Origin of the sequence: Vibrio chanodichtyis (assembly GCF_028863985.1) — a bacterium.
GTDB classification, from domain to species: domain Bacteria; phylum Pseudomonadota; class Gammaproteobacteria; order Enterobacterales; family Vibrionaceae; genus Vibrio; species Vibrio chanodichtyis.
Window position 1 is genome coordinate 162,884 of record NZ_JARBFT010000005.1, and the last position, 12,864, is coordinate 175,747.

The window sequence follows — 12,864 nt, forward strand, 5'->3', positions numbered from 1 at the left end:
TTATGCCTGTCATTTTGCTAATATAGTTAGCCTTGCTAATTATGTGGTGCAATTTATGTTGGAAACTAATCTTGAGAAAATGGAACGTTTTTCGGCTAAGGTGTGGCGCAAATATGCCAAAGAGGATCCTTTTGCCCAGCTCAGTTTCAATGAGTACGACTATTTGAAAGTGCTGCAGAATTCCCCGCAAGCGATTCGTTTAACCGATTTGGCTCAGGCATTAGAAGTCAGTAAGCCTTCGGCATCTAATATGCTTAAAAAGCTTGAGCGGCGAGGCTTGGTCAAGCGAATTTGTTGCGCGGAAGATGCCCGTGCTCAGTTGTTTGAGCTGACAGAGCAGGCTGAGCAGAATTTGGCTTATGAAGCGCGAGTCTATCAAACTTTAGCCCAGCAAGTGGCGCAGAGCTTGTCTGCTGAAGAAGTGGTGATCCTCGATTTGCTACTCGGCAAAGCATTGCGCCAATCGTAATTTTTATTAGATAAACTAACTAAACAAGACGTGTTGTTATGATGAATCGATCTATTTACCGACAGTTTGTTCGCTATACCATTCCTACGGTCGCGGCGATGCTGGTTAATGGTCTGTACCAAGTGGTGGACGGTATCTTTATTGGCCACTATGTTGGTGCGCAAGGGTTGGCTGGGATTAATGTGGCTTGGCCGGTGATCGGTACCATTTTGGGGATCGGCATGTTAGTGGGCGTCGGCACTGGAGCGCTGGCTTCGATCAAGCAAGGACAAGGTGATGCGGAGAGTGCAAAACGCACCCTGGCGACGGGCTTAACCAGTTTACTGCTGCTAGCGCCTTTAGTGGCCTTGATCTTATGGTGGAGGGCAGATGATTTTTTGCATTGGCAAGGCGCACAAGGGCGGGTATTTGAATTAGGCCAACAATATTTACAAGTGTTGCTGGTCGGCTGCGTGTTTACCTTGGGCTCTATTGCGATGCCATTTCTGCTGCGTAACGATAATAGTCCCAATTTGGCGACCTTACTGATGGTGATTGGTGCGCTGAGCAATATTGCGCTCGATTATCTGTTTATTGCTTGGCTCAATTGGGAGCTGACGGGAGCTGCGATTGCCACTACTTTGGCACAATCGATTGTGAGCTTGCTCGGCTTAGCGTATTTCTTCTCCAAACGTGCCAAAACCCGTTTAACCCGCCACTGTTTTAAGTTGGAGTGGCGCACGTTACCTAAGATTTTAACCATTGGCGCTTCGAGCTTTTTTATGTACGCCTATGGTTCAACCATGGTCGCGCTGCACAACACCTTGATGATTGAATATGGTGATCCGGTCATGGTAGGGGCTTACGCGGTGATGGGCTACATAGTGACGATTTATTATCTGACGGTCGAGGGGATTGCTAATGGTATGCAGCCGCTGGCCAGTTACCATTTTGGTGCACGTAACTATGGCCATATTCGGCAATTATTACGCTTGGCGATGAGTATTGCGGTGCTGGGTGGGATGCTATTTGTCATACTACTCAATCTGTTTCCTGAACAGGCGATTGCAATTTTTAACTCTAGCGACCGTGAGCTGATGGCCGGTGCGCAGATGGGGATAAAATTACACCTATTTGCTATGTATCTGGATGGTTTTTTGGTGGTGAGTGCGGCGTATTATCAATCGATCAATCGCGGTGGTAAGGCGATGTTTATTACGCTTGGCAATATGTCGATTATGTTGCCATTTTTGCTGATTTTGCCGCTGTTTTTCGGTTTGACTGGGGTGTGGATTGCGCTGCCAATCTCTAATATTGTGCTGGCTACGGTGGTGGCAATCATGCTGTGGCGTGATGTGCAGCGTTTGGGTAATGCTGAGCAAGTTTGCCCAGTATAACTGTGTTCAAACCCACTCAGCAGGCACCTGTCCGCTGAGTGGGTCGTTAAGTTTAGTGGCTAGCTAAGCTTAGTAGGTAGTTAAGCTTAGTCGTTTTTAATCGCCAAGCCGGCTAATTGATGCCAATAACCATTACATTGGTGCTGGGTGATCACTTGTGGTTTTTGCCCATGCTGATTGGCTTTGAACTGCTGGAGATGCTGAAAGGTTTCGACACCAAGTGGGCTTAAACGCACCACATCGACTAATCCAGCCATGCTGGGCAAATCATTCACCAAGTTATAGCAATAACCCGATTGGGTCTGAATACCATTGAGGTTAAACACTGATTGTCCTTCTTGGCTTGCCACCTGAATACCGGTTGGGTAACGAATACAGCAGGTTTCACACTCATCTTTGGCGCGGTTTTCTGCTCGTGCCGTGAAACAGCGTGCGGAATAAGCCAGCGGAAGGTAGCCATGGCTAAATACTTCGACTTCAAACTTGCCGATAATGCCTAGCTGATCACACTGTTGCAAGGTATTGACTAACCAGTCGCGTGATAATTCCACCGGCATACACCAGCGGATCATACCTTGCTTTAAAAACAGCTTTAATGTGTGTGCGTTATAGGTGTTGATGGCGGGGCCGACGATAAAAGGAATGCCTTTTTCGTGTGCCATTTGTACCGCGGAGACATCATTGGCTTCAATCGCAAAATCACCGTTATCGATGTATTTTTTCATCAGGTTGATTTCGCTGGGAGCTTCAAGCAGGGCCATGGTGGAGAGCACCACTTGCTTCCCCGCCGCTGAAAGGGATTTGGCAATCTCCAACCAGTGCTGTGGCTTGAGTTCACGCCGTTTCGAACACACCGTTTCGCCAAGATAAATGATATCGGCTTGGCTCGCTTCGGCTTGGGCATAGAAACGGTCGATGTCTTGTTTGGGCCAAAAATAGAGTAGAGGACCTAATGCATACTTCATAATCGTGTGACCTTATTGCCATTGACGGTGATAAGCACCGAGTGTGGTTTGCGTTCCTTCCGATACATTGGCCAGTGCCGCATCCCATTGGGGCTCGACCTGATAATGGGCTGGATTGGCCAGATAGCGATCAATCGCGGCGCGCCATGTGCGAGTCACTTGCTCGACGTAGGCAGGACTGCGTTGGCGTCCTTCAATTTTTACTGACGCGACATTGGCAGCAAACAGCTCAGGCAGCAAAGATAAAGTATTTAAACTGGTCGGCTCTTCTAAGGCATGGTAACACTTACTTTGCGTATCGATTTCGGCGATAAAGCGACCCTTACATAGGGTTGGATAACCGGCATTTTCTCCAGCAGCATACTTATCAATCAGGATCTCGTTTAAGCGAGACTCAAGCCCTGATTCAGTTTCTTGCCAGCGTACATATTTGGCTGGCGAGCATGCTCCGACGGTATTGGGTGACTCACCAGTCAGATAAGATGAGAGATAGCAGCGCCCTTCGGACATGATGCACAAACTACCAAAGGCAAACACTTCCAGCTCGACACCTTGTGGAATATTACGCGAAAGCTGCTTAACCTGATGGATCGACAGCACACGCGGTAGCACGACCCGTTTGACGTTAAAATTCTGATGATAAAACTCAACCGCTTTAACGTTAGTGGCTGATGCTTGCACAGACAGATGCAGCTCAAGGTGTGGATATTTGCGCGCCGCGTACTCTAGTACGGCAATATCGGCGATGATTAAGGCATCGACGCCAAGATCGGCGGCTTGATCAACGGCGGTAGTCCAGCGTTCAAAACCATGTGGATGAGCAAACGTATTGAGCGCAATATGAATTTTTTTGCGGTGATCGTGCACATATTGCACGGCTTTTTCGAGTTTCTTGCCGCTAAAATTAAGACCGGCAAAATGGCGAGCATTGGTATCATCTTTAAAACCGATGTAAACCGCATCGGCACCGCAATCAATCGCTGTTTTCAGGGCCGGCAAATTTCCGGCCGGACAGAGAAGTTCCATAGCGTAAGGCTCTGAATTCAGGGAATAGTGTTTGCATTCTAGGCAGGATTAAGCGCAGCAGATTTGATATAAGGCAGGTTTCCGATAATCAAAACCAAATTACCCCCTTAGAGGGATTTGTGATGACGACGATTTTGGGCAAATAGCTCTTCCACTTCATGTTTTGGCTGTGGACGATAAAAATGGAAGCCTTGGATCGAATGGCAGTTGAGGTTAGAAAGTAAAGTTGCTTGCTGCTGGGTTTCTACCCCTTCTGCGACCACAGTCAAACTCAGCGAACGGCCTAAGTTGATTATGTTTTCTATCACTGTCAACTGCTTAGGTAGAGTATCGATATCACTGATGAATGCGCGGTCAATTTTTAGTTCATCAATCGGGAAGCGAGCTAAGTAGGCGAGCGATGAATAACCGGTGCCAAAATCATCGATTGATAAGCTAAAGCCTAATTTTTTAATCGCATTGAGCATTTGTAGCGTGTGTTCGCTATCACTCATCACCGCACTTTCGGTTAGCTCAAAAGTGATGCAATTTGGATCTAACCCACTGGTGCGCAGCAGTTTTTCTAAGTAGTCAATTAACTGCGGATTGCCAAATTGTTCTGGTGAGATATTGATGGCGACCCGCCCCGGCAAAATGCCTTGTAGCTTCCAGCGTTTAACGGTTGCGAACACTTCACGCATCACCACGCGACCTAAGTGTTCAATCAAGCCTGCTTTTTCTGCCACTGGAATAAAGGAGCTTGGGCTGATATAGCCCTCAACGGGATGCTTCCAACGCACCAGTGCTTCAGCACCATTGATACTAAAATCGCGTGCGTTGACTTTCGGCTGATACCAGACTTCTAAACCATTTTGCTGCAGTGCTTTTTGCAGTTCAATTTCCAACCACAGACGCATACGTGCTTCTTTGTTCATCTGATCATTAAATTTGATCAGGCGATTGCGACCACGTTCTTTGGCTTCATACATTGCAGTATCGGCATTTTGTAGCAGTACCCGCGCATCATTACCATCTTGCGGATAGCATACGCTACCAATTGAACAGGCTAAGCGCTTACTAAAATGGTGCAGATCAAAAGGCTGATTAATCAAAGAGATAATTCGCTCTGCCAACATTTCTGCGGAACGATGATGCTCAGGTTCGGGTAAAATTAGTCCAAATTCATCACCGCCCAAATGGCCCAAAATCGCTTGTTGTGGCAGCAGACGCTTTAAGCGTGCGGCGACTTCTTTAATCACCTTATCACCGATATGATGACCTAGTGAGTCATTGATATTTTTAAAATTATCGATATCCAGATACAACATCACCAGCGGGGTTTCGTTGTGGATACACTGTTGTAAACGTTTAGTAAAACCGTGTCGATTATACAGACCAGTTAGGCTATCGAGATGGGCATCGACCTGAGCGGTGGTTGAAAATGGTTTGGGGGTATCATCAGCACTTTGTAATAAAATCAATTGTGCTTGATTGCCGAGCAGTGAGGCATGCTTGGCATGCAGTTGCACTTGGTGCTCAAAACCACATCTTGGTCCGGTCAGACAGACGAGGGGCCTTTCGGTCAGTTGAGTGGCCAATTGGTTGGAAAAAACGGTTTTGGTTTTTTCATCGATAAACAGGCGCGATAGGTTTTCACCTAACAGTTTTTGCGGATCCTCAAAGCCCAGTAAACGTGCGGCCGAGGGATTGGCGGAGAGAATGCTGTCATTCTCGACCATCAGCAAACCATCGGGCAATAGGCTGGTTAGTAACGCATAGTTAGTTTCAGACTCTTGCAAACTACGCGCTAAAATCTGTTTTTCTGAGCTATCGAGTGCGTGAAACACGATGTATTGTACTTGCTCGTTGACCACCAGCGGTGACAGTGAAAAGTGCAAACTGGTTTCGAGGTCTATTTCGCTCAGCGTTAGCTCGGATTCAATGTGTTGATTATTAAAAGCTCGTTCATAGAAGGGTTTGAGATGGTTGTAAAAATGTTCGCCTAACACTTGCTTATCACTCATACCCACCATCTCTTCACATGGTAGGCCAGCAATATCACCATAGCGCTGATTGACCATCACATACTGGTGTTGATCATCAAGGATGGCAAAAAAGAACGGACTATGTGACGTAATTTTTGCAAACCAGTGCTGGAGTTGGGATAGGGCTTGAACTGACATCAAGTGATTACCAACGGTCCATACGCAGTGACATTTATGTGATCCCTTCTAAGTTGAGCCTAATATCGGCGGCAGTTGATACCAGCTGATGCAGATTATGCTGTTCATCATGGCTTGGTTTCAACAATCGCAATTAGCACTGATGGTCAGAATGTTACACTCCGATCTGATAACTGAGTCACTATAACCGCGATTGCTAGCATAGAGAAGCTTCTCAGCCTCAAGTTATTTTTTTGATACATAACAGGAATCGGTAGCCTGACATCCAGTATGATGCGCGTAGACAGACTAACAAGGTAACGGATAACGCTCGTGTTAAACAAGATTCGCACTCAACTGGTTCAGAACGCGGCTTCAATTTTGCGATCTCCAATCCATTTATTGCCTCAAAACGTTCAAAAAAAAGCCTTGCTTGATGCAATGAGTTTAGTATTTCGCGAGGCATTACAAGACGGAGATTTTGAGTTTTTGGAAGATAAATGGCTGAAAGTCGAAATAAAAGATCTCGATTTGCGTTGGTTTATCAGCTATCAAAACGATAAATTGGTGGTGGCGGATAGCCCTGTCGAGCAGGATGTCAGCTTTAGCGCTGAGTTAAATGATTTAGTGCTGATCGCGGGACGTAAAGAAGATCCCGACACGCTATTTTTCCAACGCCGTCTTTCGATTGAAGGCGATACCGAACTTGGATTAGAAGTCAAAAACCTGATGGATAGCGTGGATCTGCAACAATTACCTAAACCTTTACAGATTTTACTTCACCAGTTAGCCGATTTTGTGCATAAAGGGATGTCAGTAGCGAACTCATCCCAAGAGGTTATTAATGCTTATTCGAACTGAAGCTCCCGCCGATATTCTGGTGGTCGATCAACTGCTCAAAGAGGTTTTTGCCACCGAGGCGGAAGCCAATTTGGTAATGGCACTGCGTGAAAATGGGCGGCGTACCTTATCGTTAGTCGCTTGCGATGATGAGGGGGAAATTGTCGGTCATGTGCTATTTAGCCCAGTAACGGTCGCCGGTGAAGATTTGAATTGGCAAGGCTTAGCGCCTTTGGCGGTTAAGCAAGCATATCGTCGTCAAGGGATTGGTGCCGAGTTGGTCAAAGAAGGGTTAAGTTCACTCGGTGAGCTAGGTTATCCGGCTTGTGTAGTGCTTGGCGATCCAGCTTATTATGCTCGGTTAGGTTTTGAAGATGCGGCTCAATATCAGCTCTATTGTCCTTGGGAAGTGCCGCAAGGTGCATTTCGCGTGGTGGGATTGTGGGAACGAGAATTAGACGGTCGTCATGGTTTGATTGAATATTGTCCAGAATTTGCCAGCGTTTAGCCGTTTATCATCGACCTAGCCGTAGAGAAAGGAGCTTTTGAGCTCCTTTTTTGATTAGCGCTTGAGTCGGTTATCCTCGGTTTGTTAGCATGGTCACTCAAGTTAGTTGCGAGGCATGCATGTTTTCTTCTTCACACTATTTATCCGCGATGGGCATTCAACAATGGGATTTGATCCATCCTGAACGCTTGAGCGGTTTTCAAGTGACTGCGCAGCGATTGGATCCGGATTGTCGATTGTTGCTGGTGGCCAACCAGCCTCCACAAGATGCGGAAATTGTGTTGTTAGAGCGTATTATTAGTAGTTTTAAGCTAGAACTGGCAATGGTACGTTATATTCAACCGAGTCAGCTCAAACAACTGGCTTATCAAGACCTTGAGTGGATCTGGTTTGCTGGCTGTGAACCGATGGTTCACCAAGCACAAAAACAGCTACACTCACCTCGTTTGAGTGAGATTGCCGGCAATACTCAATATCGCCGCGCTCTGTGGCAACAAATTTGTCGTTATCAAGCTGCTACCACTCAAACCACCACCACGCAAGAAATCACCACGCAAGCCAGCGCGACTCAGCCACTGAACATCCAAGGAACTCATATATGACACCACGGTTTAGCGCGATGCAAACTGAACATTTGCAGGCCATTTGGCACATTGAATGCCGTGCTCATTCGCATCCTTGGGCCGAATCTTTAGTGCGTGATCTCTCTAGCCGAGGAGCCTGTCATCAAGTGATGCTGGTTGAACAACAGGTAGTGGGGTATTTCTATGCCCAGAATATCGTCGGTGAAGTAACGCTACTCAATATTGCGATAGATCCCGCCCAGCAAGGTAAAGGTTATGGTAAGCAACTGTTAGAGCATTTTATTGAGCAGAGTGAGCAACAACAGGCTGAAAGCGCTTGGCTTGAAGTACGTGAAAGCAATCAGCGCGCTTTTCAGCTGTATCAACAGGCAGGCTTTAATGAAATTGATCGGCGGATTAACTATTACCCTGCCGCTAATGGTAAAAGTGAAGATGCAATCATCATGAGTTATCTATTTTTTTGAGCAATCCATGTTTTTTGAGCAATCCATGGTGAGCGGTAAGCGGTCGATTTGTGCATAGCTATTGCTAATAAAGCGCTGCGCGATCTCCTCTGCCCGTAGCGGTTTGTCAAATAAGTAGCCTTGAAATTGCTTGCAGCCAAGCTTTTTAAGGGCGGCAAGCTCGCAAACATCCTCAACACCTTCCGCGATGACTTCTAAGTCCAGTTTCCGTGCAATCGCCAAAATAGTATCGACGATGGCTTGATCGTTATCATCGAGATGAAGCCGATTAACGAAAGAGCGATCGATTTTCAAAGCATCGATCGCCAAGTCTTTTAGATAACGCAGTGAAGAGTAACCGGTACCAAAATCATCAATCGAGATACTGATCTGACTCTCTTTGAGTTTGGCCATTTTTTGCAGCGCATTTTCCACGTTTTCCAGCAGTAACCCTTCGGTGATCTCAAACTCAATCTGTTCGCCAGTGATCCCCGTTTGCTGGAGGATATGCTTCACCTGTTCGATAAACGAATCTTGTGCAAATTGTAATGGGCTAATATTGATGGCTAAGCGGTGAAAATGCGCGGGTAGAATGCCCTGTTTTTTCCATTGGGCGTATTGATAGCACGCTTGTTCGATGATCCAGTGACCAATGGACAGAATCAGTCCGGTTTCTTCGGCAATCGGCATAAATATCCCTGGTGAGAGTAAACCGCGTTTAGGATGATGCCAGCGGATCAGCGCTTCCACGCCAATCAACTGACCGTGTTCATCCACTTGTGGCTGATAATAAAGCTCTAATTGATGCTGTTTAAGCGCTTCATGCAGCCCTTTTTCGATCTCTAGAAAAGACTCCACCTGTGCCTGCATCTCTGGCTCATAGAAGACAAATTTATTGCGGCCACTGGCTTTAGCTCGGTACAGGGCAGTGTCGGCCTGACGTAGTACATCAATATTACGGCATCCAAGCGCTGGGAAAATCGCGATGCCAATACTCGCGGTACAATAAAGTTGGTGATCATCAACGCTGTATGAGTTGGAGATCAGCTTAAGCAGCTGTTTAGCGAGTTTTTCAGCTTTATTGGGCGATAAATAAGGGATCAACACCACAAACTCATCACCGCCAATCCGAGCGGATAAATAGGCATTTTGCGCCCAAATGTCCATGCGTTGCGCCACCGCTTTGAGCAGTTGATCGCCAATTGTGTGACCAAGTGAATCATTAATAGTTTTAAAACGATCGAGGTCGAGATAAAACAACACGCCAGTGGTGTGTGAGTTTTCGGCGGTTTCAATCGCATCCGTCAGTTTTTGCAGCAATAAACGACGGTTGGCCAAGCCGGTTAAACTATCGTAATAAGCAAGCTGGTTGAGCTTGGATTCTGCCAATTCTTTTTCTTGCCACATGGATTGAAAGGTGGAAGCCAACTCACTGAGTTCATCATTCTGCTTGAGCCGAGCCGGTAATGGTGCGCGTTGTGTATCATTGAGTGAGTTGACTCAACTGATCAGCATAGTGAGTGGCAATGAGAGCTTTTGATAGAAAAAAATCAGCAAAATCGAAGTCAGTAAGATATTTCGCAACAGATCAAACAACAAATCATGGGTGGTTCTCGCGATAAACATTCTGGCCAGTGAAAAACCATCAATATAGAAGCTCAGTTTTCCAACCACCTGATCCGAGTTAGGTTGATGGAGATCCATACTAAAAACCGAGACCTCTGGGGTTAGATAACCCGCCAGTACACTGACTAATCGGGTTTCTTCACAAGCATCGCGCGCGGTATTGGTCATCACATCACCAAAATCATCGACAATTTCGACTTTGGAGATACCAGGATCAAGCATCAAGGTGGTTGCCACTTGCTCCGCTTGCAGATTATTTAAGTTATACGCAGCTTGGCTGGCATTTTTATAACTCTGCGCCAGCTTAATGTTGTAGTACTCCTGTACCTTAGCTTGTTCATCGTGTAGGTCGGCTAAGGTGTGGTAGAGACTAAAACAGAGCCCTAATAGCACCGAAACTAAAAAGACACTTTTAGCTTGTTTAAACGCCAAAGAATGAAATTTGCGAAATTGGGTCATCGGTTGAGCTCGTGATTAGTCTCATTCTAAAGTTATAGCCGAAGTTGAGAAAGTTATGTCAATCATCCCCAAAATATGAAACAAAGCACTTACTGGTCGGATATGTTGCACCAAGTTGCATTCTTAGTGTTTCGTACGAAAAGAGTATTTTTATGCCTCGTCGATCCATATGATTTGGTGCCCACGTTTATACCCAAATAACTTGGAGTTGCAGGTTGGCGGCAAGTGAGTCCTTATGAACATAGGCAAAGTATGTGATTGGAGTGAACGAACGTATCCAACACCGCTGCAGCTTCAAGTAGGAAGGGTAAAAGTAAAAGCAGGGGGGCTGCATGAGTTGAAGAGTAATTAATATCGCTATTGAGGAAATATGATGCAACCGTTGAGCATATTTCAATTAATTTATAGCCAAATGATTCATAGGAAATATTACATAATTTAATTTTGATTAAATAGACATGTCTAATTGCTGTTGTTTTTAGTGTTTAATTTTCGGAATATCCGAAAGCATTTGTCTTGTGAATGTCACGGTTGTTGATTTATATATTTTTTCGAGTTTTGGTAATGAATTGATAGTTAATCATTGATGATTTTAATGGTCATATTCCATTGGTTTTATAATCAGGCGTGCATTATTTTTCTTTTTGAATTAAGTGGTTATTTTAACGTTTGCTATTTACCTTGCTGAGTAATCGCTCTATTATGAGCCAAATATGGATATAGGTGGTCTCAAATGTTAACTATTAGATCGAAAGTAATATTAACCAATGGTTTGGCGTTGATTCTTTTGATTGCGCTGTCATTTATGGTTACTAATGTTATGCAACGTAATACGTCAGTGGTCAATGGAATTGATAGTACAGGTTATCCCAGTCTAAGCCTTTCATCGGCTAATCTTTCCTTACTAAAAGAAGCATTTGAAAGATTTAATATAGCGGTCACACTTGGTGATGATGAGTTATTGGAAATCAATGATGCCGTTAGGCTTGAAATTATTAATAACCTCAAGCAACTTGAGAGTATGCAGCCTGAATATGCAGCAACCGTTATTCAGTTGAGTCGTCAGACAGGACAGTATTTCTCTGCCGCTGCTAACCTAGCTCGCTCAATCATTGATGGTGGGGTTGACTTAACCAATGCCACAGCGACAGCGCAGCAGAATAACCAACATTTTGAAGCGCTAAAATCTGATTTTGAAGCCTTTTATGATCTTAACCGTAATAGCTTAACCAGTACGATACAAAATCTGGCGGTGCAAAATGAGAATACGGCTAGATTTATCCAATTAGCTTGTGTGATCAGTTTGATTTTGATTGCGGGATTAGCTCTGTATATTGTTAATGGTATCCGCAATGATTTGCGTTTGATTACTGAAAAAATGCGCGACATCTCAACGGGTGATGGTGATCTCAGAGCTAGACTCGAATATCACAAGCAAGATGAGTTGAAAGATTTGGTCAACTATTTCAATCAATTTGTTGGCAAGCTGAATGACAACATTAGTCAAGTGATCCGCAATACCCAAACTCTATCTGATATTTCTAGTCATTTATTGGCCGCCAATCAGACGGCGAGCCAAGTTTCAGAACAGCAGTTGGCCGCAATGGATGAAGTTGCAAATGCGATAATGCAAATGACTCATGTATCTGCCGATATTTCCGGTAATGCTCAGGATACCGCTCAAGCCGTGAGCCGTTCCATGACGCTGTCGCAAGAAGGGGCAACAATGGTAAATCAAACGCTATCTGCGTTAGATTTACTGGTGAATGATGTTCAACAAACCTCTAGTGTTGTCTCTGAACTTAATGACAGCACTCGTAATGCGGAATCAATTCTGTTGGCCATTAACGCTATTGCTGAACAAACCAATTTACTGGCCTTAAATGCGGCGATTGAAGCGGCTCGCGCTGGTGAGCAAGGTCGTGGTTTTGCGGTGGTCGCTGATGAAGTACGTACCCTTGCTGGCCGTACCCAAAGTTCAACTCAAGAGATCCAGACGGTACTGGTGAACTTACAGTCTAAAGCTGATACCGCGATGGAGATTATTCGCGGTAGTTTGGTTAATACAGAATTATGTGATGAAAAATGCAATCAGGCTGAATTGACAATTAAAAATGTGGCAGAAAATATGAGTGATATTGATCAAAGAAATATCCTGATTGCTGCCGCGACCGAAGAGCAAGTCCAAACCAATAAAGAAATGGAAGCGCATTTATTGAATCTTCAAAATATGTCGCAACAGACAGTAAATAGTCTTAAGCAGGTTGATGATATGGTTCAAGAAATTGAACGAGTCAAAGAGGCTTTGATTTCTGTATCACAACAGTTTAAAACCCATGACTGATATCAATATGTAAATATTCACCAGGTTAATTTCTGGCGAATATTTAATGTCACATGTTTAAAATGTTAGCAATGTGTATATAA

9 protein-coding genes and 2 pseudogenes are annotated in these 12,864 nt (G+C 44.8%); 7 read left to right on the forward strand and 4 right to left on the reverse strand.

Annotated features, from left to right (window positions below):
- Positions 1-55 precede the first annotated feature (55 nt).
- Positions 56-469, forward strand: coding sequence for a MarR family winged helix-turn-helix transcriptional regulator (locus PUN32_RS07270; protein ID WP_274722451.1), 414 nt, complete (start codon positions 56-58; stop codon positions 467-469).
- Between the two features lie 38 nt (positions 470-507).
- Positions 508-1,845, forward strand: coding sequence for an MATE family efflux transporter (locus PUN32_RS07275; RefSeq protein ID WP_274722452.1), 1,338 nt, complete (start codon positions 508-510; stop codon positions 1,843-1,845).
- An 86-nt stretch (positions 1,846-1,931) separates the two neighbouring features.
- Here the strand turns inward: PUN32_RS07275 and PUN32_RS07280 are convergent, their stop codons facing one another.
- The 3 genes from PUN32_RS07280 to PUN32_RS07290 form a co-directional block, all read right to left on the reverse strand.
- On the reverse strand, positions 1,932-2,810 hold the full coding sequence (locus tag PUN32_RS07280) for a U32 family peptidase (protein ID WP_274722453.1): 879 nt from the start codon (positions 2,808-2,810) through the stop codon (positions 1,932-1,934).
- A 12-nt stretch (positions 2,811-2,822) separates the two neighbouring features.
- The gene (ubiU, locus tag PUN32_RS07285; RefSeq protein ID WP_274722454.1) at positions 2,823-3,836 is read right to left on the reverse strand and encodes a ubiquinone anaerobic biosynthesis protein UbiU; all 1,014 of its coding nucleotides are present in this window, start codon (positions 3,834-3,836) and stop codon (positions 2,823-2,825) included.
- Positions 3,837-3,943: 107 nt separating this feature from the next.
- Complete coding sequence (locus tag PUN32_RS07290; RefSeq protein ID WP_274722455.1) at positions 3,944-5,998, reverse strand: bifunctional diguanylate cyclase/phosphodiesterase; 2,055 nt, start codon at positions 5,996-5,998, stop codon at positions 3,944-3,946.
- A gap of 312 nt (positions 5,999-6,310) precedes the next feature.
- On the opposite strand from PUN32_RS07290, the gene ubiT reads away from it, so the two are divergent.
- The 4 genes and pseudogenes from ubiT to rimI all read left to right on the forward strand — a co-directional run bounded on the left by ubiT (position 6,311) and on the right by rimI (position 8,373).
- A complete protein-coding gene (ubiT, locus tag PUN32_RS07295; RefSeq protein WP_166013563.1) occupies positions 6,311-6,838 on the forward strand; it encodes a ubiquinone anaerobic biosynthesis accessory factor UbiT in 528 nt (175 codons plus the stop codon).
- Entirely contained in the window at positions 6,822-7,325 is a 504-nt protein-coding gene (locus PUN32_RS07300) for a GNAT family N-acetyltransferase (protein ID WP_274722456.1), read from the forward strand. The genes ubiT and PUN32_RS07300 overlap by 17 nt, the downstream gene beginning before the upstream one ends.
- A gap of 119 nt (positions 7,326-7,444) precedes the next feature.
- Positions 7,445-7,837: pseudogene (locus tag PUN32_RS07305) on the forward strand (DNA polymerase III subunit psi); the annotation flags it as partial.
- Between the two features lie 86 nt (positions 7,838-7,923).
- Complete coding sequence (rimI, locus tag PUN32_RS07310; protein ID WP_274722457.1) at positions 7,924-8,373, forward strand: ribosomal protein S18-alanine N-acetyltransferase; 450 nt, start codon at positions 7,924-7,926, stop codon at positions 8,371-8,373.
- On the opposite strand, the pseudogene PUN32_RS07315 reads toward rimI, so the two are convergent.
- Positions 8,362-10,437: pseudogene (locus PUN32_RS07315) on the reverse strand (putative bifunctional diguanylate cyclase/phosphodiesterase). The gene rimI and the pseudogene PUN32_RS07315 sit on opposite strands and share 12 nt — an antisense overlap.
- 820 nt (positions 10,438-11,257) lie before the next feature.
- Here PUN32_RS07315 and PUN32_RS07320 point away from each other — a divergent pair.
- Positions 11,258-12,781, forward strand: a complete 1,524-nt coding sequence (locus PUN32_RS07320; protein WP_274722458.1) for a methyl-accepting chemotaxis protein — start codon at positions 11,258-11,260, stop codon at positions 12,779-12,781.
- Positions 12,782-12,864 lie beyond the last annotated feature (83 nt).